This window comes from Streptococcus pseudopneumoniae ATCC BAA-960 = CCUG 49455, assembly GCF_002087075.1.
Lineage (GTDB): Bacteria > Bacillota > Bacilli > Lactobacillales > Streptococcaceae > Streptococcus > Streptococcus pseudopneumoniae.
Window position 1 is genome coordinate 38,048 of sequence record NZ_MWSM01000038.1, and the last position, 26,108, is coordinate 64,155.

At 42.1% G+C, this 26,108-nt stretch carries 20 protein-coding genes and 1 pseudogene; 20 read left to right on the plus strand and 1 reads right to left on the minus strand.

Annotation, left to right across the window (positions count from 1 at the left end):
• The first annotated feature begins 3 nt into the window (after positions 1–3).
• From B4W83_RS08685 to purB, 20 genes and pseudogenes are all read left to right on the plus strand, one after another.
• Positions 4–1,140: a hypothetical protein gene (locus B4W83_RS08685; RefSeq protein ID WP_000698831.1), complete on the plus strand. Its 1,137-nt coding sequence runs from the start codon at positions 4–6 to the stop codon at positions 1,138–1,140.
• Positions 1,137–1,619, plus strand: coding sequence for a stage II sporulation protein M (locus B4W83_RS08690; protein ID WP_001232096.1), 483 nt, complete (start codon positions 1,137–1,139; stop codon positions 1,617–1,619). Before B4W83_RS08685 ends, B4W83_RS08690 begins: the two co-directional genes overlap by 4 nt.
• Positions 1,616–2,212 (plus strand): ATP-binding cassette domain-containing protein, encoded by a 597-nt coding sequence (locus tag B4W83_RS08695; RefSeq protein ID WP_000687786.1) that lies wholly within the window; start codon positions 1,616–1,618, stop codon positions 2,210–2,212. The genes B4W83_RS08690 and B4W83_RS08695 overlap by 4 nt, the downstream gene beginning before the upstream one ends.
• On the plus strand, positions 2,193–2,684 hold the full coding sequence (locus B4W83_RS08700) for a hypothetical protein (RefSeq protein ID WP_000671988.1): 492 nt from the start codon (positions 2,193–2,195) through the stop codon (positions 2,682–2,684). The genes B4W83_RS08695 and B4W83_RS08700 overlap by 20 nt, the downstream gene beginning before the upstream one ends.
• 381 nt (positions 2,685–3,065) lie before the next feature.
• On the plus strand, positions 3,066–5,219 hold the full coding sequence (gene comA / locus B4W83_RS08710; protein ID WP_007284836.1) for a peptide cleavage/export ABC transporter ComA: 2,154 nt from the start codon (positions 3,066–3,068) through the stop codon (positions 5,217–5,219).
• Between the two features lie 12 nt (positions 5,220–5,231).
• Entirely contained in the window at positions 5,232–6,581 is a 1,350-nt protein-coding gene (gene comB, locus B4W83_RS08715) for a competence pheromone export protein ComB (RefSeq protein WP_000801595.1), read from the plus strand.
• Positions 6,582–6,750: 169 nt separating this feature from the next.
• Positions 6,751–7,458, plus strand: a complete 708-nt coding sequence (gene purC / locus B4W83_RS08720) for a phosphoribosylaminoimidazolesuccinocarboxamide synthase (RefSeq protein ID WP_000043297.1) — start codon at positions 6,751–6,753, stop codon at positions 7,456–7,458.
• Positions 7,459–7,534: 76 nt separating this feature from the next.
• Positions 7,535–7,603 (plus strand): annotated as a pseudogene (locus B4W83_RS13935) (phosphoribosylaminoimidazolesuccinocarboxamide synthase); the annotation flags it as partial.
• A gap of 55 nt (positions 7,604–7,658) precedes the next feature.
• The gene (locus tag B4W83_RS08730; RefSeq protein ID WP_000361189.1) at positions 7,659–11,384 is read left to right on the plus strand and encodes a phosphoribosylformylglycinamidine synthase; all 3,726 of its coding nucleotides are present in this window, start codon (positions 7,659–7,661) and stop codon (positions 11,382–11,384) included.
• Positions 11,385–11,477: 93 nt separating this feature from the next.
• A complete protein-coding gene (gene purF / locus B4W83_RS08735; RefSeq protein ID WP_000220649.1) occupies positions 11,478–12,920 on the plus strand; it encodes an amidophosphoribosyltransferase in 1,443 nt (480 codons plus the stop codon).
• Between the two features lie 212 nt (positions 12,921–13,132).
• Positions 13,133–14,155 (plus strand): phosphoribosylformylglycinamidine cyclo-ligase, encoded by a 1,023-nt coding sequence (gene purM, locus B4W83_RS08740; protein WP_001284576.1) that lies wholly within the window; start codon positions 13,133–13,135, stop codon positions 14,153–14,155.
• Positions 14,152–14,706 carry a phosphoribosylglycinamide formyltransferase gene (gene purN / locus B4W83_RS08745; RefSeq protein ID WP_000717485.1) on the plus strand — a complete coding sequence of 185 codons (555 nt, stop codon included), beginning with the start codon at positions 14,152–14,154 and terminating at the stop codon, positions 14,704–14,706. The genes purM and purN overlap by 4 nt, the downstream gene beginning before the upstream one ends.
• Entirely contained in the window at positions 14,703–15,077 is a 375-nt protein-coding gene (locus B4W83_RS08750; RefSeq protein ID WP_001017822.1) for a hypothetical protein, read from the plus strand. Before purN ends, B4W83_RS08750 begins: the two co-directional genes overlap by 4 nt.
• A gap of 43 nt (positions 15,078–15,120) precedes the next feature.
• Entirely contained in the window at positions 15,121–15,585 is a 465-nt protein-coding gene (locus tag B4W83_RS08755; RefSeq protein WP_000571266.1) for a GNAT family N-acetyltransferase, read from the plus strand.
• 1 nt (position 15,586) lies between these two features.
• The gene (gene purH / locus B4W83_RS08760; RefSeq protein WP_000161905.1) at positions 15,587–17,134 is read left to right on the plus strand and encodes a bifunctional phosphoribosylaminoimidazolecarboxamide formyltransferase/IMP cyclohydrolase; all 1,548 of its coding nucleotides are present in this window, start codon (positions 15,587–15,589) and stop codon (positions 17,132–17,134) included.
• A gap of 122 nt (positions 17,135–17,256) precedes the next feature.
• Complete coding sequence (gene purD, locus B4W83_RS08765) at positions 17,257–18,519, plus strand: phosphoribosylamine--glycine ligase (protein WP_000772219.1); 1,263 nt, start codon at positions 17,257–17,259, stop codon at positions 18,517–18,519.
• A 193-nt stretch (positions 18,520–18,712) separates the two neighbouring features.
• On the plus strand, positions 18,713–19,204 hold the full coding sequence (gene purE, locus B4W83_RS08770) for a 5-(carboxyamino)imidazole ribonucleotide mutase (RefSeq protein ID WP_000165491.1): 492 nt from the start codon (positions 18,713–18,715) through the stop codon (positions 19,202–19,204).
• Entirely contained in the window at positions 19,191–20,282 is a 1,092-nt protein-coding gene (gene purK, locus B4W83_RS08775) for a 5-(carboxyamino)imidazole ribonucleotide synthase (RefSeq protein WP_000099012.1), read from the plus strand. Before purE ends, purK begins: the two co-directional genes overlap by 14 nt.
• Before the next feature lie 9 nt (positions 20,283–20,291).
• Positions 20,292–20,519 (plus strand): hypothetical protein, encoded by a 228-nt coding sequence (locus tag B4W83_RS08780; protein WP_000614701.1) that lies wholly within the window; start codon positions 20,292–20,294, stop codon positions 20,517–20,519.
• A gap of 62 nt (positions 20,520–20,581) precedes the next feature.
• Positions 20,582–21,880 (plus strand): adenylosuccinate lyase, encoded by a 1,299-nt coding sequence (gene purB / locus B4W83_RS08785; RefSeq protein WP_000610745.1) that lies wholly within the window; start codon positions 20,582–20,584, stop codon positions 21,878–21,880.
• A gap of 54 nt (positions 21,881–21,934) precedes the next feature.
• Here purB and strH read toward each other — a convergent pair whose 3' ends face one another.
• Positions 21,935–25,864, minus strand: a complete 3,930-nt coding sequence (gene strH, locus B4W83_RS08790) for an LPXTG-anchored beta-N-acetylhexosaminidase StrH (RefSeq protein WP_000679916.1) — start codon at positions 25,862–25,864, stop codon at positions 21,935–21,937.
• Positions 25,865–26,108: the final 244 nt, after the last annotated feature.

The window sequence follows — 26,108 nt, forward strand, 5'->3', positions numbered from 1 at the left end:
TAGATGAAAATACTTTCTAAAAAAGAATGTGAAAGTATTTTAGGTTATCTTAATTTTATTGGGATAACCCTTTTGTTTTTTGTTATCATAAGTTTGTCAATCTATTTTAAAAGCTATCTTCCTTTTCAAGGGAAATTATTTTTACTTTTTTTGGTAGTAGATTACGCTACTTTGAATCGTTATAATATGAAACTGCCTATCCAAAGTAAAAAAATAAATACTTTCTATATAAGGAAAAACTATATTTTTCTCTATCTTCTTGCCATTGTCAAGAAATATTATTCTTTCCAAATTTTACAATCATTCATTTATTTATTTATTTTGTATTTTCTAGATATTATTGGATATTTTTATTTATACATTACTCTTTGTTTGATAGTTATTCAAATTATTTCTTTAATTCTACCTAGTTTGTTTTCAATTATAAGTAAATTGTTCTTATTTTTATCTATAGGACTATTGTCTATAGAACAAGGACAAGTTGTAATTTATGTCATACTACTCAATTATTTTATTTTAGTTATGGGGATATTAGATAATCACGCGAGTAATTTCTATTTTAAAAGCAGTCGAATGAGCCAAAAAAGATTTCGTAGCAGTCTATTTATATTGCTTCGTTTTTGTTGGTTAAATAAAGGGTTAACTTTTTCTTTTATTTTGATTAGTATTCTTCTTTCCTATCTATTTTGGTATATGATGACGATGTTATCAATTGATGGTACAAAAATACCAATATTGTTTCTTTATACCTCAATATATATCACATTAATGGAGGCAATAATAGGGAATCATAAATCCTCAATTGGGGTAGATCTAGCTTTACTTCAATTATCTGCTCTTAATCATTCTAAAATGAATTTCTTTTTTAAGAATGCACAACTAATGATGTTGACGCATTTAATCTCTTTCTTACAATTTTCATTGTTGTTATGTTTGATTCCGGTGACAAGTTATAGTAATGATATAAAAAGTATTTTGTTGAATTTGTTATTGATTCCATTCAATTATTTTATAGCCTATGTCTATTATAAGAAAGCTCTATTTTTAATTAAAGGTACAGTTAGTTTATTGAGATGGAGTTTTCTGGTTTTATATTGTTTTCTGATATTATTTGTAACTTTAGTAGGGGGCATTAGATGAGAAAAAGTGGTTTTCTGATTTACTATGTGTTATTTTGTACGGTCTGTTTTTCACTAGGTTTACTTTTAAGCTTTATATTAAAAAGTGAGACTTTTGCTACTATACCTCCGAAACTGGAATTACAATTTACATTGACAGTTTTACAGGCAAATTCTACAAATTTTTTGCTATATCTATTCTGTTTTCCGATTTCGCCCTTATTGCAACTTTTTGATTTGCTATCTTTAGGAATACAATTGGGTATATCTGGTCAGATGATTGGAATAGTAGCTACAATAAAAGGAATATTACCTCATGGTCTTATTGAAATACCGAATTTTATTTGGTATCAAGGTATGAGTCAGTATCTTTTATACCGATTATTGAAGGATAGGGGAATTGAAAATATACTTATTTATATAAAAAGTAATTTAAAATGGTATATCATTTCTTATATTTTATTAATTTTAGCAGCGTTGATAGAGGGAATTAAATTATGAAAATTGAAAATGAATCTAAAAGTTATGATAAATGTATACTGAAAAATATATCACTAGAGATTGATAAGGGAATTTACAGAGTTGAAGGAGAGAATGGTTCAGGAAAGAGCACCCTTCTACAACTTTTAGCTGGGCTAGAGACTTTTGATAGTGGTTTAAAGAATTGTGTCTCCAAAGATGTACTATACCTTGATACCAATCAGCTTGGGGTTATTCCATTTACTATAGAAGAAAATTTGCAGTTGTTGTGTGATTCTTTTCAAATCCATCTATCATTTGAGGATAAAGAACAAATTAATACTTTTTTTGATAATAAAATCGGAGATAACTATATGACAGCATCTACTGGAACAAAATTCAAATTAGGCTTATCCTTAATTTTTGCTAAAAATTGGGATTATATTTTTATTGATGAGACCTTATCAACAGTGGATGCAAGAAGTATTGATATGATTGCTAAACGTTTAATTTCCATGAAAGAAAGCTCTACTATTATATATGTATCTCATAATTTATTGAATCAAGAATTGATTAGCAAATCTCAAAGGATTTTAATAGAGGAAGGACGGGTTTATGAAATTTCAAACAAATAATAGTTTATACAAATTAATGAATCTGATTATTTATCTTTTTCTTTTATATTTGTTTATTGATTTACTGATGAAGTCGGGAATTTTAGATGAACAAATTGATAAATTATCTGAACTATCTAATCTTTTTACAATTAAAATAGAAACAATATTGACAGTGATTTCTGTTGTTTTCACATTTATAGCAACTCTTATTGAATATGGATTTTCTCTCTTTCTGATTACATTATTTTTTGATAAGGATAAGAGGAACTTTGGAGATATTCTTTTATCTAAAAATATAACCTTAAGTTTTAGCATTTTACTTTGTTACTTATTTAATCCATCGGATATAAAGTTTGCTTATTTCAGCATATTGACAGTATTACTAATTGGGATAACAAATTATGCGAGATTTAAAAATTTAAGATTGACAGTAGTATTTTCTGTACCATTTTTATTTAATGCTATAGTGTCTATTATAAATAGTTTTTAGAAATACTAAAATTTCTTTTCTTTACTTAATAATGACACGAAATCATTTCGGTTTTATTAACTTGGAATTCTTATATTTTCTAGGTAGAACGTTTGTTCTGCCTATTTTCTTTATCCAAAAAGTGCAGTTGGGAGGGAGATAGGCGCATTTGGGGAGGAAGTCCAGTTTTTGTTTGAGGATTGGGGTAAGATAGTTGTTATCAGATGAGTTTATACTCTTCGAAAATCAAATTCAAACCACGTCAACGTCGCCTTGCCGTATATATGTGACTGACTTCGTCAGTCCTATCTACAACCTCAAAACAGTGTTTTGAGCAGCCTGCGGCTAGTTTCCTAGTTTGCTCTTTGATTTTCATTGAGTATTAGGAAAAAGGAGATGAAGATGAAATTTGGGAAACGTCACTATCGTCCGCAGGTGGATCAGATGGACTGCGGTGTAGCTTCATTAGCCATGGTTTTTGGCTACTATGGTAGTTACTATTCTTTGGCTCACTTGCGAGAATTGGCCAAGACGACCATGGATGGGACGACGGCTTTAGGCTTGGTCAAGGTGGCAGAGGAGATTGGTTTTGAGACGCGAGCAATTAAGGCGGATATGACGCTTTTTGACTTGCCAGATTTGACTTTTCCTTTTGTTGCCCATGTGCTTAAGGAAGGAAAATTGCTCCACTACTATGTGGTGACTGGGCAGGATAAGGATAGCATTCATATTGCCGATCCAGATCCTGGGGTGAAATTGACCAAACTGCCACGTGAGCGTTTTGCGGAAGAATGGACAGGAGTGACTCTTTTTATGGCACCTAGTCCAGACTACAAGCCTCATAAGGATCAAAAGAATGGTCTGCTCTCTTTTATCCCTATATTAGTGAAGCAGCGTGGCTTGATTGCCAATATCGTTTTGGCAACACTCTTGGTAACCTTGATTAACATTGTGGGTTCTTATTATCTGCAGTCTATCATTGATACCTATGTGCCAGATCAGATGCGTTCGACGCTTGGGATTATTTCTATTGGGCTGGTTATCGTCTATATTCTCCAGCAGATTTTGTCTTACGCTCAGGAGTATCTCTTACTTGTTTTGGGGCAACGCTTGTCGATTGATGTGATTTTGTCCTATATCAAGCATGTTTTTCACTTGCCCATGTCCTTCTTTGCGACACGCAGGACAGGGGAAATCGTGTCTCGTTTCACGGATGCTAACAGTATCATCGATGCACTGGCTTCGACAATCCTTTCGATTTTCCTAGATGTGTCAACGGTTGTCATTATTTCTCTTGTTTTATTTTCACAAAATACCAATCTCTTTTTCATGACTTTATTGGCACTTCCTGTCTATACAGTGATTATCTTTGCCTTTATGAAGCCTTTTGAAAAGATGAATCGTGATACCATGGAAGCCAATGCGGTTCTGTCTTCTTCTATCATTGAGGACATCAACGGTATTGAGACTATCAAGTCTTTGACCAGTGAGAGTCAGCGTTACCAAAAGATTGACAAGGAATTTGTGGATTATCTGAAAAAATCCTTTACCTATAGTCGGGCAGAGAGTCAGCAAAAGGCTCTGAAAAAAGTTGCCCATCTCTTACTCAATGTCGGCATTCTCTGGATGGGAGCTGTTCTGGTCATGGATGGCAAGATGAGTTTGGGGCAGTTGATTACCTATAATACCTTGCTTGTTTACTTTACCAATCCTTTGGAAAACATCATCAATCTGCAAACCAAGCTTCAGACAGCGCAGGTTGCCAATAACCGTCTGAATGAGGTTTATCTGGTAGCTTCTGAGTTTGAGGAGAAGAAAACGGTCGAGGATTTGAGCTTGATGAAGGGAGAGATGTCCTTCAAGCAGGTTCATTACAAGTATGGCTATGGTCGAGATGTCTTATCGGACATCAATTTGACCATTCCACAAGGTTCTAAGGTAGCTTTTGTGGGGATTTCGGGGTCAGGTAAGACGACTTTGGCCAAGATGATGGTTAATTTTTATGATCCAAGTCAGGGAGAGATTAGTCTGGGTGGTGTCAATCTCAATCAGATTGACAAAAAGGCTCTGCGCCAGTACATCAACTATCTGCCTCAACAGCCCTATGTCTTTAACGGAACGATTTTGGAGAATCTTCTTTTGGGAGCCAAGGAGGGGACGACTCAAGAGGATATCTTACGGGCGGTCGAATTGGCAGAGATTCGGGAGGATATTGAGCGCATGCCACTGAATTACCAGACAGAATTGACTTCGGATGGGGCAGGGATCTCAGGTGGTCAACGTCAGAGAATTGCTCTGGCGCGTGCTCTCTTGACAGATGCGCCGGTCTTGATTTTGGATGAGGCAACTAGCAGTCTGGATATCTTGACTGAGAAGCGAATTGTCGATAATCTCATGGCTTTAGACAAGACCTTGATTTTCATTGCTCACCGCTTGACCATTGCTGAGCGGACAGAGAAGGTTGTTGTCTTGGATCAGGGCAAGATTGTTGAAGAAGGAAAGCATGCTGATTTGCTTGCACAGGGTGGCTTTTACGCCCATTTGGTCAATAGCTAGAAAGAGGAGAGGATGAAACCAGAATTTTTAGAAAGTGCGGAGTTTTATAATCGTCGTTACCATAATTTTTCCAGTCGGGTGATTGTCCCCATGTCCCTTCTGCTTGTGTTTTTACTTGGATTTGCAACATTTGCAGAGAAGGAGATGAGTTTGTCTACTAGAGCTACTGTCGAGCCTAGTCGTATCCTTGCAAATATCCAGTCAACTAGCAACAATCGTATTCTTGTCAATCATTTGGAAGAAAATAAGCTGGTTAAAAAGGGAGAACTGTTGGTTCAATATCAAGAAGGGGCAGAGGGTGTCCAAGCGGAGTCCTATGCCAGTCAGTTGGACATGCTCAAGGATCAAAAAAAGCAATTGGAGTATCTGCAAAAGAGCCTGCAAGAAGGGGAGAACCACTTTCCAGAGGAGGATAAATTTGGCTACCAAGCCACCTTTCGCGACTACATCAGCCAAGCAGGTAGTCTTAGGGCTAGTACATCGCAACAAAATGAGACCATCGCGTCCCAGAATGCAACAGCTAGCCAAACCCAAGCTGAAATCGGGAACCTCATCAGTCAAACAGAGGCTAAAATTCGCGATTACCAGACAGCTAAGTCAGCTATTGAAACAGGTGCTTCCTTGGCCAGTCAGAATCTAGCCTACTCTCTCTACCAGTCCTACAAGTCTCAGGGTGAGGAAAATCCGCAAGCTAAAGCTCAGGCTGTTGCGCAGGTTGAAGCGCAACTTTCTCAGTTAGAATCTAGTCTTGCTACTTACCGTGTTCAGTATGCAGGTTCAGGTACCCAGCAAGCCTACGCGTCTGGTTTAAGCAGTCAATTGGAGTCTCTCAAATCCCAACACTTGGCAAAGGTTGGTCAGGAATTGACCCTTCTAGACCAGAAAATCTTGGAAGCAGAGTCAGGTAAGAAGGTACAGGGAAATCTTTTAGACAAGGGGAAAATTACGGCGAGTGAGGATGGGGTACTTCATCTCAATCCTGAGACCAGTGATTCTACCATGGTAGCAGAAGGTGCCTTACTAGCCCAACTCTATCCGTCCTTGGAAAAAGAAGGGAACGCCAAACTTACAGCTTATCTCAGTTCGAAAGATGTAGCAAGGATCAAGGTCGGTGATTCTGTTCGCTATACTACGACTCATGATGCCAAGAATCAATTTTTCCTAGATTCTACTATTACAAGTATTGATGCGACAGCTACTAAGACTGAGAAAGGGAATTTCTTTAAAATCGAGGCGGAGACTAATCTAACTTCGGAGCAGGCTGAAAAACTTCGATATGGGGTGGAAGGTCGCCTGCAGATGATTACGGGCAAGAAAAGTTATCTGCGTTATTATTTGGATCAATTTTTGAACAAAGAGTAATGTTCGTGTTTTTAGAGTTAAATGATTTTAAAACTGTGAGAAAGATGTTTCTTGCAGTTTTTTCTTTATGATTTTTGACGTCACTACGCTATTTATTCGGTTAAATTCTTGTATTTTTTGGTTTTTTATGGTAGAATGTGCTCAAGTAATACGAAAGGCGAACTTTAAAATGTCAAAACAATTGATCTATTCGGGAAAAGCTAAAGATATCTATACAACAGAGGATGAAAATCTTATTATTTCAACTTACAAGGACCAGGCGACTGCTTTCAATGGTGTCAAGAAGGAGCAGATTGCAGGTAAGGGAGTCTTGAATAATCAGATTTCATCTTTTATTTTTGAGAAGTTAAATGCAGCTGGTGTAGCGACTCACTTTGTGGAGAAGCTTTCAGACACGGAGCAACTCAATAAAAAGGTTAAGATTATTCCTTTGGAAGTCGTGCTCCGAAACTACACGGCTGGTTCCTTTTCAAAACGTTTTGGTGTAGACGAAGGAATCGCATTTGAGACTCCGATTGTCGAATTTTACTATAAAAATGATGATTTGGATGACCCGTTTATCAATGACGAACATGTGAAATTCCTACAGATTGCGGATGACCAGCAAATCGCCTACTTGAAGGAAGAAACTCGTCGTATCAATGAACTTTTGAAGGTCTGGTTTGCTGAGATTGGACTTAAGTTGATTGACTTTAAGCTAGAGTTCGGTTTTGACAAGGATGGCAAGATTATCTTATCAGATGAATTTTCACCAGATAACTGCCGCTTGTGGGATGCGGATGGCAACCACATGGATAAGGATGTTTTCCGTAGAGGATTGGGAGAACTAACCGACGTTTATGAAGTTGTTTGGGAGAAGTTGCAAGGTTTGAAATAATCTGTTTGCAACGGAAAACCTTCGTCTCTCAACTAAAAGGACTCAGGCTGAAAAGGTCCCCCAGACCTTTTCACTCCGTAGGGGATTAGGAGAGCTAACAGACGTTTATGAGATTGTTTGGGAAAAGTTGCAGGAATTGAAATAACAACCTCAAGGTCGTTGGGAACATTGCAAGAGCTGAAATAAAGGAATAAGGATTGATGGATAAACGTATTTTTGTTGAAAAAAAGGCTGATTTTCAGGTCAAGTCAGAGAGTTTGGTGAGAGAACTCCAGCATAACTTGGGACTTTCAAGCTTGAAAAGTATTCGTATTGTGCAAGTCTATGATGTCTTTGATTTGGCGGAGGACTTGTTTGCACCTGCAGAGAAGCACATCTTCTCTGAGCAGGTGACCGACCATGTTTTAGATGAAGTATCTGTGCAGGCGGATCTTGCTAATTATGCTTTCTTTGCCATTGAAAGCCTGCCAGGGCAGTTTGACCAGCGTGCAGCTTCTTCGCAAGAAGCCTTGCTTTTGCTGGGAAGTTCGAGTGATGTAACGGTCAATACAGCACAATTGTATTTGGTCAATAAGGATATTGATGCGACTGAGTTGGAAGCGGTCAAGAACTACTTGCTCAACCCAGTTGATTCTCGTTTCAAGGACATCACGACAGGGATTGCCAAGCAGGAATTTTCTGAGTCAGACAAGACCATTCCTAAATTGACTTTCTTTGAAAGCTATAGGGCAGAAGACTTTGCTCGCTACAAGGCCGAGCAAGGGATGGCCATGGAAGTGGATGATTTGCTCTTTATCCAAGACTACTTTAAGTCAATCGGGCGCGTGCCGACGGAAACAGAACTCAAGGTTTTGGATACTTACTGGTCTGACCACTGCCGTCACACGACTTTTGAGACAGAGTTGAAACAGATTGATTTCTCAGCTTCTAAATTCCAAAAGCAATTGCAGTCAACCTATGACAAATATATCGCTATGCGTGATGAGTTGGGACGTACGGAAAAACCGCAAACCTTGATGGATATGGCAACTATTTTCGGTCGTTATGAGCGTGCCAATGGACGTTTGGACGACATGGAAGTGTCAGATGAAATCAATGCTTGCTCAGTAGAAATCGAAGTGGACGTTGATGGTGTGAAAGAACCATGGCTCCTAATGTTCAAGAATGAAACTCACAACCACCCAACGGAAATTGAGCCATTTGGTGGGGCTGCTACCTGTATCGGTGGAGCCATTCGTGACCCATTGTCAGGTCGCTCATATGTTTACCAAGCCATGCGGATCTCAGGTGCTGGTGATATTACAGCACCGATTTCAGAAACTCGCGCTGGGAAACTGCCACAACAAGTCATTTCTAAAACAGCGGCTCATGGTTATTCTTCATACGGTAACCAGATTGGGCTTGCAACAACCTACGTTCGTGAATATTTCCACCCAGGTTTCGTTGCTAAACGTATGGAACTTGGTGCCGTTGTTGGTGCGGCTCCCAAGGGCAATGTTGTCCGTGAAAAACCGGAAGCGGGCGATGTCATTATCCTCCTCGGTGGTAAGACTGGACGTGACGGTGTCGGTGGTGCGACAGGTTCTTCTAAAGTTCAAACGGTTGAGTCTGTAGAGACTGCTGGTGCTGAGGTTCAAAAAGGGAATGCCATCGAAGAACGCAAGATTCAACGTCTGTTCCGTAATGGCGATGTCACTCGTCTGATCAAGAAGTCTAATGACTTTGGTGCTGGTGGTGTCTGTGTAGCTATCGGTGAATTGGCAGACGGTCTTGAAATCGACCTTAATAAGGTGCCTCTTAAATACCAAGGATTGAATGGTACCGAAATTGCCATCTCTGAATCTCAAGAACGGATGGCAGTCGTGGTTCGTCCTGAGGATGTAGATGCCTTCGTTGCTGAATGTAACAAAGAAAATATTGACGCTGTTGTGGTGGCGACAGTGACGGAAAAACCAAATCTTGTCATGCACTGGAATGGTGAAACCATTGTCGACTTGGAACGCCGTTTCCTTGATACCAATGGTGTGCGCGTGGTCGTTGATGCAAAGGTTGTAGATAAGGATGTCAAACTCCCAGAAGAACGCACAACAAGCGCTGACACACTGGAATCAGATACTCTTACGGTTCTATCTGACCTCAACCATGCAAGTCAAAAAGGATTACAGACTGTCTTTGACTGCTCTGTTGGACGCTCAACGGTTAATCACCCACTTGGTGGTCGTTACCAACTCACACCAACTGAGGCATCTGTGCAGAAATTGCCAGTTCAACACGGTGTGACTCATACTGCGTCGGTCATTGCTCAAGGTTTCAACCCATATGTAGCTGAATGGTCTCCATACCACGGTGCTGCTTATGCGGTTATCGAAGCAACTGCTCGTTTGGTGGCTGCTGGTGCCAACTGGTCTAAGGCTCGTTTCTCTTACCAAGAATATTTCGAGCGGATGGACAAGCAAGCAGAGCGTTTTGGTCAGCCAGTAGCCGCCCTTCTAGGCTCTATTGAAGCTCAGATTCAACTTGGCTTGCCATCTATCGGTGGGAAGGACTCCATGTCTGGTACCTTTGAAGAATTGACCGTTCCGCCAACCTTGGTTGCATTTGGGGTGACGACGGCAGATAGCCGTAAGGTGCTCTCTCCAGAATTTAAAGATGTTGGGGAAAATATCTACTACATCCCAGGTCAAGCCCTCTCTGCAGAGATTGATTTTGACTTGATTAAGAAAAATTTTGCTCAGTTTGAAGCAAGCCAAGCTGACCATAAAGTGACGTCTGCATCAGCTGTCAAATACGGTGGTGTAGTTGAAAGTTTGGCTCTTGCTACCTTTGGAAACTATATTGGTGCAGAGGTGACCTTGCCTGAACTTAAAACAGCTTTGACAGCTCAATTAGGCGGCTTTGTCTTCACATCTCCTGAAGAAATCGTTGGATTGGAGAAGATTGGACAAACAAGTGCAGACTTTACACTAACTGTCAATGGTGTGAAGCTAGATGGACACAAACTTGACAGTGCCTTCCAAGGAAAACTGGAAGAAGTTTACCCAACAGAATTTGCCCAAGCCAAAGAACTAGCTGAAGTAGCAGCTGTAGCATCAGATGTTATGATTAAAGCAAAAGAAAAGCTTGAAAAACCGGTAGTTTATATCCCAGTCTTCCCAGGAACCAACTCAGAGTATGACTCAGCTAAGGCCTTTGAAAAAGAAGGTGCAGAGGTCAACTTGGTGCCATTCGTGACCTTGAATGAAGAAGCCATTGTCAAGTCTGTTGAAACCATGGTTGACAACATCGGCAAGGCTAATATCCTCTTCTTTGCAGGTGGCTTCTCAGCTGCGGACGAGCCAGATGGTTCAGCCAAGTTTATCGTCAATATTCTGCTCAATGAAAAAGTCCGTGTGGCTATTGATAGCTTTATTGCCCGTGGTGGCTTGATTATCGGTATCTGTAATGGATTCCAGGCCTTGGTCAAATCAGGTCTTCTTCCATACGGGAACTTCGAAGAGGTCAGCAGTACTAGCCCAACCCTCTTCTACAATGATGCCAACCAACACGTGGCCAAGATGGTGGAAACTCGCATTGCCAATACTAACTCACCATGGCTTGCTGGAGTGGAAGTTGGTGAGATTCATGCCATTCCTGTTTCGCACGGTGAAGGGAAGTTTGTCGTGACAGCTGAGGAATTTGCAGAGCTCCGTGACAATGGTCAAATCTTTAGCCAATATGTTGACTTTGACGGCAAACCAAGTATGGACTCTAAGTACAATCCGAATGGTTCTGTCCATGCCATCGAAGGAATTACCAGCAAGAACGGCCAAATCATCGGTAAGATGGGCCACTCAGAACGCTATGAGGAAGGTCTTTTCCAAAATATCCCAGGAAATAAAGACCAGCACCTGTTTGCGTCAGCGGTTAAATACTTTACTGGAAAATAAGACTTGCAGATGTTTTAATAGATAGTATCAGTAATGTAAAAGTCATGTAGATTTAGCTCTTGGTGCTACACAAATAAAAATTAGGTATAAAAAATGACATACGAAGTAAAATCTCTTAATGAAGAATGTGGTGTTTTCGGTATTTGGGGACATCCAGATGCTGCTAAATTGACCTATTTTGGTCTCCATAGTCTTCAGCACCGTGGTCAGGAGGGGGCAGGAATCCTCTCCAACGATCAGGGACAATTGAAGCGCCATCGTGACATGGGACTTTTATCAGAAGTCTTCAGAAATCCTGCTAATTTGGATAAATTGACAGGAACTGGTGCGATTGGGCATGTGCGTTACGCGACTGCTGGCGAAGCTTCTGTTGATAACATCCAACCCTTCCTCTTTCGATTCCATGATATGCAGTTTGGTTTGGCTCATAATGGAAATCTGACCAATGCAGCCTCTCTCAAGAAAGAACTGGAACAAAGAGGCGCGATTTTCAGCGCGACTTCGGACTCGGAAATCTTGGCCCACCTCATTCGTCGCAGTCACAATCCTAGTCTGATGGGCAAAATCAAGGAGGCGCTCAGCCTTGTCAAAGGTGGCTTTGCTTATATCCTGTTGTTTGAGGATAAGTTGATTGCTGCGCTTGATCCTAATGGCTTCCGTCCTCTTTCTATCGGGAAAATGGCTAACGGAGCGGTGGTTGTTTCCTCTGAAACTTGTGCTTTTGAGGTTATTGGTGCAGAATGGATTCGTGATTTGAAGCCAGGTGAGATTGTGATTATTGATGACGAGGGCATTCAGTATGACAGCTATACAGATGATACCCAGCTGGCAATCTGTTCTATGGAGTATATCTACTTTGCTCGCCCTGATTCTAACATTCATGGTGTCAATGTCCATACGGCACGTAAACGTATGGGTGCTCAATTGGCGCGTGAATTCAAGCATGAAGCAGATATTGTGGTCGGTGTGCCCAATTCTTCCCTTAGCGCGGCTATGGGATTTGCGGAAGAATCTGGTCTGCCAAATGAAATGGGACTTATCAAGAACCAATACACCCAACGTACCTTTATCCAACCGACTCAAGAATTGCGGGAGCAAGGGGTGCGGATGAAACTGTCTGCTGTTTCAGGCGTTGTAAAAGGCAAGCGTGTGGTTATGATTGATGACTCTATTGTACGTGGGACGACCTCTCGTCGTATCGTCCAGCTTTTGAAAGAAGCGGGTGCGACTGAGGTTCACGTTGCCATTGGTAGTCCAGCGCTAGCTTATCCATGCTTCTATGGAATTGATATCCAGACTCGTCAGGAACTGATTGCGGCCAATCATACGGTTGAAGAAACTCGCCAAATCATTGGTGCGGACAGTCTGACCTATCTTTCTATTGAGGGGTTGATTGATTCAATTGGGATTGAAACGGATGCGCCAAATGGTGGTCTCTGTGTCGCTTACTTTGACGGTGACTACCCAACACCTCTCTACGACTATGAAGAAGACTATCGTAGAAGTTTGGAAGAAAAGACCAGTTTTTACAAATAGACAATAGATCCTCCATTAAAGAAAAGGAATATAAAAATGACAAATAATAATGCTTATGCTTCACGTCTCACCACTGACTAAAAGCTAAAGCATTTGTCAGTAGACGCTTTGTCCTATAGGATTAAAGCTAGAGGCCTGACTAGTATTTTTAAATAAAATAATTGTTTATCTAAAAATACGTTGCAATCTTCTCAAAGAAAAGGAAAAATAAAATGGCAAATAAAAATGCTTACGCTCAATCGGGTGTGGATGTTGAAGCGGGTTATGAAGTTGTTGAACGGATTAAAAAACACGTGGCTCGTACGGAGCGTGCAGGTGTCATGGGAGCTCTGGGTGGCTTTGGTGGCATGTTTGACCTTTCAAAAACAGGTATCAAAGAGCCAGTCTTGATTTCGGGTACTGACGGTGTTGGAACCAAGCTCATGCTGGCTATCAAGTACGACAAGCACGATACCATCGGTCAGGACTGTGTGGCCATGTGTGTCAATGATATCATCGCTGCAGGTGCGGAGCCCCTCTATTTCCTTGACTACGTAGCGACAGGCAAGAATGAACCAGCTAAGCTAGAGCAAGTGGTTGCTGGTGTGGCAGAAGGTTGTGTGCAGGCTGGTGCTGCACTCATCGGTGGGGAAACTGCTGAAATGCCGGGCATGTACGGCGAAGATGACTATGACTTGGCTGGTTTTGCGGTCGGTGTAGCTGAAAAAAGCCAAATCATCGACGGTTCAAAGGTGGCAGAAGGAGATGTTCTTCTCGGACTTGCTTCAAGTGGGATTCATTCCAATGGTTACTCCCTCGTCCGTCGTGTCTTTGCGGATTACACAGGTGATGAAATCTTACCAGAATTGGAAGGCAAGAAACTCAAGGAAGTTCTTCTTGAGCCGACTCGTATCTATGTCAAGGCTGTTTTGCCACTCATCAAGGAAGAGTTGGTCAACGGCATTGCCCACATCACTGGTGGTGGCTTTATCGAAAATGTCCCTCGTATGTTTGCAGATGACCTAGCTGCTGAGATTGATGAAAGCAAAGTTCCAGTGCTTCCTATTTTCAAAGCCCTTGAAAAATATGGTAAAATCAAACATGAAGAAATGTTTGAAATCTTCAATATGGGTGTGGGACTTATGCTAGCAGTCAGCCCTGAAAATGTAGGTCGTGTCAAAGAATTGCTGGATGAACCAGTCTATGAAATTGGTCGCATCGTCAAGAAAGAAAACGAAAGTGTCATCATCAAATGAAAAAAATAGCGGTTTTTGCCTCTGGTAATGGCTCAAATTTTCAGGTGATTGCCGAAGAATTTCCAGTGGAGTTTGTTTTTTCAGACCATCGTGACGCCTATGTGCTCGAGCGTGCAGACAAGCTCGGCGTTCTGTCCTATGCTTTTGAACTCAAGGAGTTTGAGAGCAAGGCAGACTACGAAGCAGCCCTTGTCGAACTCTTGGAAGAACACCAGATTGACTTGATTTGCCTAGCAGGCTACATGAAAATCGTTGGGTCAACCTTATTGGCAGCCTATGAAGGTCGAATTATCAACATTCATCCAGCCTATCTGCCAGAATTTCCAGGAGCTCATGGGATTGAGGACGCTTGGAATGCTGGTGTTGCAGAGAGCGGCGTGACCATTCACTGGGTGGATTCAGGTGTGGACACTGGTAAGATCATCAAACAAGTGCGTGTACCACGGCTAGCTGATGATACGATTGACAGTTTTGAAGAACGGATTCATGAAGCCGAGTACAAGTTGTATCCGGAGGTGCTGGATAGCTTGGGAGTGGAGAGGAAGAAATGAATATTGACCACTACTATATGGAGTTAAAGAATAAGTTATCTAACAGACCAACCCTACTGGATAATACTAATGATTTTCTTTTTGTTTTAGTAAATACAGTGAAAGCTATGATAGAAAATACTGATAAAAGTCAGCTTTCAGAGTTAGATAAAATTTTAGATGGTGTCACAAGTCAAGAATTAAAACTTGCCTATGATTTCTGTCAAGGGAGATTCGGTCAAGCGGGTTTTTCTTATCGTAGGCACCCGAATTATTTTTATTTGTCCAGTTTAATTGCGACTTTTCCAGAATTTGAGTTGTCTAAAGCAGACCGAGATTATCTCAAAGGAATGATAAATTTTGATAACTACCTTTTATATGAGTTGGATTAGTCTTTAATCAACTCAAAACCCTATTTATTCAAAAGGAGAAAAAATGATTGAGCTGAAATTAGTAGATGAGAGCAGTTTTCAGGCAGTGCTGGATTTGAAAATATCTGAAGCTGATGAACGAGCACGTTTTGTGGCTCCAAATGTACGCTCTTTAGCTGACGCATGGCTCTACCGGGAAAATGAAGATGTGTTTCCGAGGGCAATCTATTGGGATAAGCAAGTGGTTGGCTTTCTCCTGCTGGAAATAGACAAGGATGAAGCAGAATACTTTATCTGGCGGATAATGATTGGTCAGCAGTACCAAGGAAGAGGTTATGGTCGAAAAGCCTTGGAAGTTCTAATCAAAGAGGCTCAGATGGATAGCACTTGCAATCATATTATCGCAGATTATGTGGTTGGAAATGAAAAAATGAAGCACCTGTTGACTAGTTTGGGTTTTCAGGAAACAGGATTTATAGAAGAAAATAACGAAGTCGCTATGCGCTTGGACTTAAAGAAAGAGGAATAGAATGACGAAAAAAGCCTTAATCAGCGTCTCAGACAAAGTGGGCATTGTTGAATTTGCCCAAGAACTTAAAAAACTTGGTTGGGATATTATCTCGACAGGTGGGACCAAGGTTGCCCTTGATAATGCTGGGGTGGACACCATTGCCATCGATGATGTGACTGGTTTTCCAGAGATGATGGACGGTCGTGTCAAGACCCTTCATCCAAATATCCATGGTGGGCTCCTTGCTCGTCGTGATTTGGATAGTCATTTGGAAGCAGCTAAGGATAATAAAATCGAGCTTATTGACCTTGTAGTGGTCAATCTCTATCCCTTTAAAGAAACGATTCTCAAACCAGATGTGACTTATGCTGATGCGGTTGAGAACATCGATATCGGTGGGCCATCTATGCTTCGCTCGGCAGCGAAGAATCACGCCAGCGTGACAGTTGTGGTGGATCCTGCGGATTATGCTGTGGTTCTTGACGAATTGGCAGCAAATGGAGAAACAAGTTACGAAACGCGTCAACGTTTGGCAGCCAAGGTTTTCCGTCACACAGCAGCTTATGATGCCTTGATTGCAGAGTATTTTACAACTCAAGTGGGTGAAAGTAAGCCTGAAAAGTTGACTTTGACCTATGTTCTCAAACAAGCTATGCGTTACGGTGAGAACCCTCAACAAGACGCGGATTTCTACCAAAAAGCTTTGCCAACAGACTACTCAATTGCATCCGCTAAACAGCTCAACGGTAAGGAATTGTCCTTCAACAATATCCGTGATGCGGATGCTGCTATCCGTATCATCCGTGACTTCAAAGACCGTCCAACCGTTGTGGCTCTCAAACACATGAACCCATGTGGAATCGGTCAGGCTGATGACATCGAGACTGCTTGGGACTACGCTTATGAGTCTGACCCAGTTTCTATCTTTGGTGGTATCGTTGTTCTTAACCGTGAGGTAGATGCTGCGACAGCCGAGAAGATGCATGGTGTTTTCCTTGAAATCATCATCGCACCAAGCTATACGGATGAGGCGCTAGCTATTTTGACCAACAAAAAGAAAAACTTGCGTATCCTTGCCTTGCCATTTGACGCTCAAGAGGCTAGCGAAGTGGAAGCAGAATACACAGGTCTAGTCGGTGGACTTCTCGTGCAAAATCAAGACGTGGTCAAGGAAAGCCCAGCTGACTGGCAAGTGGTGACCAAACGCCAACCAACTGAGACAGAAGCGACAGCTCTTGAGTTTGCTTGGAAAGCTATCAAGTACGTCAAATCAAACGGAATCATCGTAACCAATGACCACATGACACTTGGTGTCGGTCCGGGTCAAACCAACCGTGTGGCTTCCGTTCGTATTGCCATTGACCAAGCCAAAGACCGCCTTGACGGTGCTGTTCTTGCTTCGGATGCCTTCTTCCCATTTGCGGATAATGTGGAAGAAATCGCCAAAGCAGGAATCAAGGCCATCATCCAGCCAGGTGGGTCCGTCCGTGACCAAGAATCTATCGAGGCTGCGGATAAATATGGCTTGACCATGGTCTTCACAGGCGTGAGACATTTTAGACATTAAGAACACTAAAGGGAAGAAAACAGTTTCTTTCCTTTTTTGCTTTAAAAATGCTTAATAAAACAAGATTAAAACGAACGTTTGTGTTATAATGTTAGTAAATAATTCGCAAAAGAGGTTGTGAGATGAAACTACTTGTTGTCGGTTCGGGTGGTCGTGAACATGCGATTGCTAAAAAGTTGCTTGAATCAAAAGACGTTGAAAAAGTATTTGTAGCTCCTGGAAATGACGGTATGACTCTGGATGGTCTGGAATTGGTAAATATCTCTATTTCCGAACATTCTAAATTGATTGAGTTTGCAAAAGCCAACGATATTGCTTGGACCTTTATAGGGCCAGATGACGCCCTTGCAGCTGGTATCGTGGATGATTTTAACCAAGCTGGTCTCAAAGCCTTTGGTCCGACAAGATTGGCGGCAGAGTTGGAGTGGTCCAAGGATTTTGCTAAGGAAATCATGGTCAAATACGGCGTTCCGACAGCAACCTATGGCACATTCTCAGATTTCGAGGAAGCCAAGGCCTATATCGAAAAGCAGGGTGCGCCTATCGTAGTCAAGGCGGATGGCCTGGCGCTTGGGAAGGGTGTCGTCGTTGCGGAGAGGGTTGAGCAAGCGGTCGAAGCAGCTCACGAGATGCTTTTGGACAATAAATTTGGTGACTCAGGTGCGCGTGTGGTTATTGAGGAATTCCTTGAAGGAGAGGAATTTTCACTCTTTGCCTTTGTCAATGGGGACAAGTTCTACATCATGCCAACAGCGCAAGACCACAAACGTGCCTATGATGGCGATAAGGGGCCTAACACTGGTGGGATGGGTGCCTATGCGCCAGTTCCACACTTACCACAGAGTGTAGTTGATACAGCGGTTGAGACTATTGTCAAGCCAATCCTTGAAGGGATGATCAAAGAAGGCCGTCCGTATCTTGGCATCCTCTATGCAGGGCTTATCCTGACAGCAGAAGATCCTAAAGTCATCGAGTTCAATGCTCGCTTTGGAGATCCTGAAACACAGATTATCTTGCCTCGTTTGACATCTGACTTTGCACAAAATATTACAGATATTCTGGATAGCAAGGAGCCAAACATCACCTGGACGGATAAGGGTGTGACTCTGGGTGTGGTTGTCGCATCCAAGGGCTACCCGCTAGACTATGAAAGGGGCGTTGAGTTGCCAGCCAAGACAGAAGGCGATGTCATCACCTACTATGCAGGGGCTAAGTTTGCGGAAAATAGCAGAGCACTGATCTCAAACGGCGGACGAGTTTATATGCTCGTTACCACAGCAGCCACCGTCAAAGAAGCCCAAGCCAGCATCTACCAAGAACTATCCCAACAAAAAATAGAAGGACTCTTCTACCGAACAGATATCGGAAGCAAGGCAATTAAGTAAAGATATAAGAATAACGCGCCGTAGTCGCCAAACACGATAATGGTCGTCGTGGTGAAAAGACCAGAACAGTGAATGTTCTGGTCAGGGGGAAACTTTGAGACCTTAGGCTCAAAGTTTAGGAATGAAACCGAAGGTTTGCTTCCGTCCCCACCACCTAAGACCATTATCAAAAAAGAAGAAAAAAGGAAAAATTATGACTAAACCAATTATTTCCATCATCATGGGCTCAAAATCCGACTGGGCAACCATGCAAAAAACAGCAGAAGTCCTAGACCGCTTCGGTGTAGCCTACGAGAAGAAGGTTGTCTCTGCCCACCGCACACCAGACCTCATGTTCAGACATGCCGAAGAAGCTCGTAGCCGTGGCATCAAGGTCATTATCGCAGGTGCAGGTGGCGCAGCCCACTTGCCAGGAATGGTAGCTGCCAAAACAACCCTTCCAGTCATTGGCGTGCCAGTCAAATCTCGTGCCCTTAGTGGCGTGGATTCACTCTATTCTATCGTTCAGATGCCGGGTGGGGTGCCTGTTGCGACAATGGCTATCGGTGAAGCTGGTGCGACAAATGCGGCTCTCTTCGCCCTCCGTCTTCTTTCAGTAGAGGATCAAGCTATCGCGACGGCTTTGGCAGATTTTGCAGAAGAACAAGGAAAAATCGCAGAGGAGTCTACCAATGAGCTCATCTAAAACAATCGGAATTATCGGTGGCGGTCAACTGGGTCAGATGATGGCCATTTCTGCTATCTACATGGGGCACAAGGTTATCGCGCTGGATCCTGCGGCGGATTGCCCGGCCTCTCGCGTGGCGGAAATCATTGTGGCACCTTATAACGATGTGGACGCCCTCCGTCAGTTGGCAGACCGTTGCGATGTCCTCACTTACGAGTTTGAAAATGTCGACGCTGACGGTTTGGATGCCGTTATCAAGGATGGACAACTCCCTCAAGGAACAGATCTGCTCCGCATTTCGCAAAATCGTATTTTTGAAAAGGACTTTTTGTCAAACAAGGCTCAAGTCACTGTGGCACCCTACAAGGTCGTGACTTCTAGCCTAGACTTGGCAGATATCGACTTGTCGAAAAACTATGTCCTCAAGACTGCGACTGGTGGCTACGATGGTCATGGACAAAAGGTTATTCGTTCAGAAGCAGACTTGGAAGCAGCCTATGCGCTAGCAGACTCAGCAGACTGCGTCTTGGAAGAATTTATCAACTTTGACCTTGAGATTTCTGTCATCGTGTCAGGAAATGGCAAGGAGGTGACGTTTTTCCCAGTTCAGGAAAATATCCACCGCAACAATATCCTGTCTAAGACCATCGTACCAGCCCGCATTTCTGAAAGTCTAGTAGACAAGGCTAAAGCTATGGCAGTGCGAATCGCAGAACAACTCAACTTGTCTGGAACTCTCTGTGTGGAAATGTTTGCGACTGATGATGACGTTATTGTCAATGAAATCGCCCCACGACCACATAACTCTGGGCACTATTCTATTGAAGCCTGTGATTTCTCTCAGTTTGACACCCATATTCTCGGTGTTCTCGGAGCACCATTACCAGTCATCAAACTCCATGCGCCAGCCGTTATGCTTAATGTCCTCGGTCAGCATGTCGAGGCTGCTGAGCAATATGTGACAGAAAATTCAAGCGCCCACCTCCACATGTATGGTAAAATAGAAGCGAAGCACAACCGCAAGATGGGACATGTGACCTTGTTTAGTGATGTACCGGATAGTGTGGATGAGCTTGGGGAAGGGATTGATTTTTAGGACAAGTCTATGATACAAATTATCGTTAATACATTTATTGAAAAGGATAAGACTGGAGCAGTTGTTGAAGTGTTGTATGCCAGTGCTGACCAAGATAAGGTACAAGCTAAATATGAAGAACTAGCTGCACAATACCCCGAAAATTATTTAGCTATCTATGATGTACCGCTGGATACGGATTTGAATACACTAGATCATTACCCGTCTGTGTTTATTGAAAAAGAGGAGTTTGAGTAGAAATCTTGGTTTACCTAGATAGCTTATTCCCAACAGCTTAAGAAGAAAGGAAAAATTAACACATGATCAACCGTTACTCTCGCCCTGAGATGGCGAATATTTGGAGTGAAGAAAATAAATACCGTGCTTGGCTTGAGGTGGAAATCCTCTCTGACGAGGCATGGGCTGAGTTGGGGGAAATCCCTAAGGAAGATGTGGCTTTGATTCGCAAGAAGGCGGACTTTGACATCGACCGTATTTTGGAAATTGAGCAGGAGACGCGCCACGATGTGGTGGCTTTCACGCGTGCGGTTTCTGAGACTCTTGGTGAAGAGCGCAAGTGGGTTCACTATGGGTTAACTTCTACCGACGTGGTGGATACTGCTTATGGTTACCTCTACAAGCAGGCCAACGACATCATCCGTCGTGACCTTGAAAACTTCACTAATATCATCGCTGACAAGGCCAAGGAGCACAAGTTCACCATCATGATGGGGCGTACTCATGGTGTGCACGCTGAGCCGACAACCTTTGGTCTTAAATTGGCAACTTGGTACAGCGAAATGAAACGCAATATCGAGCGTTTCGAGCATGCAGCTGCTGGTGTAGAAGCTGGTAAGATTTCTGGTGCGGTTGGGAACTTTGCCAATATCCCACCATTTGTAGAGGAGTATGTCTGCGATAAACTTGGCATCCGTGCCCAAGAAATCTCTACACAAGTCCTTCCTCGTGACCTTCACGCTGAGTACTTTGCGGTTCTTGCCAGCATTGCGACTTCAATCGAACGTATGGCGACTGAGATTCGTGGTCTACAAAAATCTGAGCAACGCGAAGTAGAAGAGTTCTTTGCTAAAGGGCAAAAAGGGTCTTCAGCAATGCCTCACAAACGCAACCCAATCGGTTCTGAAAATATGACTGGTCTGGCGCGTGTCATTCGTGGTCACATGATTACGGCTTATGAAAACGTCGCTCTCTGGCACGAACGCGATATTTCTCACTCATCAGCTGAGCGTATCATCACACCAGATACGACCATTTTGATTGACTACATGCTCAACCGTTTTGGAAATATCGTCAAGAACTTGACAGTCTTCCCAGAAAATATGATCCGAAACATGAACTCGACTTTTGGTCTTATCTTTAGCCAACGGGCTATGTTGACATTGATTGAAAAAGGCATGACCCGTGAGCAAGCCTATGACTTGGTGCAACCAAAAACAGCCTACTCTTGGGACAACCAAGTAGACTTTAAACCACTTCTTGAGGCAGATTCAGAAGTAACATCACGTCTCACTCAAGAAGAAATCGATGAAATCTTCAACCCAGTTTATTACACCAAACGAGTGGATGATATCTTTGAACGTCTTGGACTAGGTGATTAATTAAAAAATAAACAGCGAGCTTCAATCTCGCTGTTTATTTTTTATCGAAAAGACTTAGTCTTCTTTTCTTTTAGTGAGTCCATAGGCTGCTAGTGTGGACATGAGTCCTGCGACTACTAGTCCTGCAGAATCGTGAGTTCCTGTTTCAGGAAGTTTTTTCTCTGTTACCACAGGAGCTGGATCTTGAGGAAGAGCTTTGCTTTCCTCAGCAGGAGCAGTTGATGGAGCTGGTTGGCTTGGGATTTCTAGTTTTGGTTTTTCTTCAGCAATAGCGGCTTGTCCGTTTTCATCGCCTACATGTGTTACCATAGTTCCGACTTCGACTATTTGAGTAACGGCTTCCTGTGCTACGACACTATTTACAAGTGTTTTCACTTCCTTACCATCGGCAGAAGTGCTCACAGAGTAGAAGTTGCTACGATGTCCATTGACGCCCTTAGTAATGACTTGTGTTTTTCCTTTGAGTAAGAGTGGATTTTCACGAGTCACTGTGGTAAATGGAATTTCTTCTTTTTGGATATCCAGTCTAGGTTTTACCTCAGTAGTTGGTGCAAGACCACTTTCATCACCCTTGTGAGTTACAGGAGCGCCAACTTCAACCACTTGGTTTATAACTTCTTTGGTTACCTGGCTATCAAGGACTGTTTCTGTTGTTTTTCCATTTTCAGTGAGTACAGAGATGTAATGAGTTCGTTCACCTTTGACTCCTGCTGTGATAATATTTTCCTGACCAGCTGGGAGGTTAGGATTTTCTTTCTTGATAACTTCAAATGGAATTTCTTCAGTTCTTGTGATGAGTTCTGGTCTGGTTTCAACATTGGCAGCCACTTCATTTTCATCTAGGCTTCCTGAATGAGTTGCAGCTGGTTTGAGGCCTTGAAGAGCGGCTTTTAGGTTGGCTACAAGTGTGTCAAGCTCAGCTTGTTTATTACGGTTGAGGTTGTAATTTAGAGCTGTTTTAGCTGCGTCAAGGGCCTCAAGACTTTCTTTACTATATCCTTCTAAGTTTGTAGGAATTTTAGCTAATTCTTCGCGGAGAGCATTATAATTAGCACGGAAGTAGTCTTTGTTGTGGTCTGCAAAGGCAGTCATGAGTTCAAAGATTTCCTCTTCCTTGTATTCAGCGCTTGGTCTATCTGCCCAGATTGAAAGCATACTTCCGACTGTTGGAAGATCTACTTCAGGATATTTGGTAGAAGCTAGTTGATTGAATGGTGTTTTTCCAGAATTTTCAATTGCCTTTGAAAGAGGATAAGCTTCATCTTGTTTGTGATTTCCTAAAACATAGTACCAGTCACCGTTGGTATTCAAGAACTTATAACCTTTGTTTGCCAGATACTGAGGTGACGCAAGGTTGTAGCCCCACCAGCCTTTAGACCAGTAAGAAATCAAGACATCTTTATCGAATTCAGCATCATCCTTGTCTTCGTAATAGAAGCCATCGTTGAAGGCCATTGGTTGTAGCCCTCTTTCCTTAGCCATAGCAGCTAGACTGTTAGAATAGTCTGCAAACTTGTTATAGAGTCCATACCATTTGAGGTAGTACCAACCTTGGGCGTTGGTCGCATCATTGGCATATTCATCTGTACCATAGTTGAATATCTTTGATTTATCAGCAAAGTAATCCATATACTTACCGATAAGGGCTTTGGTAAAGTTAAGGGCTTCTTGATTTTCAAGGTCCATGGTTGTTTTTGAAACTTTATCAAAGTTTGCTTGAGGATTTTTAGTACCTAATTTTTCCATGGCAACCAGCATAGCATCCATGTGACCTGGACTGTTAATAGCTGGGATGAGACCGATGTCCTTAGATTTAGCGTATTCAATTAGCTCTGTCACTTCTGCCTGTGTTAGTGCAGTACCGTTTGGATCGTCGTAGTAAGCTTTAGTTCCTTCGATAATAGCTTTTTTAACGTCATCACTAGCATAGGTTTTTCCGTTGGCAGTAATGGTCATATCATCGAGTAGAAAGCGAAGTCCGTCATTTCCTAGAAGGAGATGAACATCAGAATATCCGAGCTCACTGGCCTTGTCTACGATGCGTTTGAGCTGGTTCAGAGTAAAGTATTTGCGACCTGCATCGATGGAAATGACTTTATTCTTATTCAGTTTTTCAAGTTCGCGTTTAGCATCCTCTTCTTTTTGTGCTTCTGGAGTTAAAGCCAAGTTTTTAATAGCATCTTGAAGGCTTGCGATTGCTTGATCAATCGTATCCTGTTGAGCACGGCTGAGGTTGCTATCGAGTGAACGGATGGCTTTTTCAGCTTCTTTGACAGCAGCAAAACTTTCAGCAGTATAACGGTTAGAGTCTTTTGGAATAGTTTCTAGTGCTTTTTCTGCAGGTTGATAGTTGGCTGCGAAGTATTCAGCGTTGGCATTTGCAAAATGACGCATGAGTTTGAAGAGGCGAGATGGAGAATAACGTGCAGATGGGGTATCGGCCCAAGCAGCTACCATACCACCGATGATTGGGACATCAGCTCCTTCTGTTTTTGGTACAGAAGTGATTGGTGTGTTTTTAATACCATTGAGCCCCTGATCGAGATTGTACCAACCTTGGTCATCAGCGTTTCGTCCAAGAACGTAGTACCAAGCATCATTGGTATTAAGGATTTGGTGACCTTTTTCAGCTAGTAGTTTAGAAGAAGCGACATCGTAGCCTCCCCAACCACCAGTCCACATAGAAACGATGATGTCTTTGTCAAAACTACCAAAGCTTGTGTCGCTATTGTAGTAGATACCGTCGTTAAAGGCCATTGGTTTGAGACCGTGCGATTTTACAATACGAGCGAGGTCATTGGCGTAGGCAATAAATTTTTCATAGCCTTTTACAGGGTAGCCTTCGTTTGGATAGTATTTATCAGCTTGAAGCACACTCCAACCTTTAGCATCTGTCGCATCATTGGCATATTCATCAAGTCCGATGTTGAAGATTTCAGTTTTTTTCGCGAAATAAGCAGCATACTTGTCGATAAGGGCTTTTGTAAAAGCGACAGCTTGTTCGTTGTCAAGATCGACAGTACGGGCTGATTCCTTCCCAAAATAGCTAAAGTTAGGGTTTTGGATTCCCAATTCTTTCATGGCATTGAGAATCGCATCCATGTGACCAGGACTATTTACTGTCGGAATGAGACCGATACCTTTATCTTTTGCATAGTTAATCAGATCTGTCATTTGACTTTCTGTTAAGTGATTGCCGTTTGGATCGTTGTAATAATCATTTGTACCTTTTTCAATGGCGCGTTTGACATCGTCACTGGCATAGGTCTTGCCGTTAGCTGTGATGCTCATATCGTCCAACATGAAACGAAGTCCATCATTTCCGACTAATAGGTGTAAATCAGTGTAGCCATAATGTTTCGCTTTATCGATGATTTCCTTGAGCTGTTCTGGTGAGAAATATTTACGTCCAGCATCAATAGAAACAATTTTCTTTTTCGCTAGTTTTTCACTTACAGTTGCAGCACGTTCCTTTCCTGCCTCTGTTGCCGGTTTGTCAGCCTCTGCTTTCGCTTCATTTTTTTTAGCATCTTTTTCAGCTGGTTTATCCTTGTCAGTCTTGTCTGTATTTGACTCTTTAGAATCAATCTCTTTAGCTTCTTCTGCCTTTTTATTAGCAGTTTCTTTTTCAGCAGAAGTTGGAGTTACCACCTCTGCTTTATCACTAGGAGTTGAACTAACTTCCTCTTGTGGTTTTTCTTCTGTTTTTGGAAGACTAGCTACCTTATCAGTAGCTGGAGTTTCTGTTTCTACAGTTTTTGGAGCTTCTGGTTGAAGCTCTGCTTTAGGTGTTTCCTCAGTCCGATTTTCGGATGATTGAGGGGAATCAGAAACCGTATGGATGGTCGGTTGGTTTTCTGTAGTAGTAGGAGTAACTCCATCGGCTGCAACAGTCTGTGCTTGGAAGGCAAATCCAATTAGAACAGAAGCTGCTCCTACAGCGTATTTACGAATAGAAAAACGCTGTTGTTTTTCATGTTTCATTGCAAAACCTCCTGATTGCATTGTTATATTGATAGCGATTATATAAATCAACGCCTTTATTTTATTTCTTATATTAACGAGAGTCAAGAGGAGATGACAAAAAACTATAATAAGTATAAAAAAATATAAAATTTAAGCTTAAGATTTCAGATTAGTCGGAAAAAATACGTATATATATCTAGTATAATTTTTGGTTCTATTTCTATAAAATATTCCACAAATTATAGAATCTTCCAAAAATAGG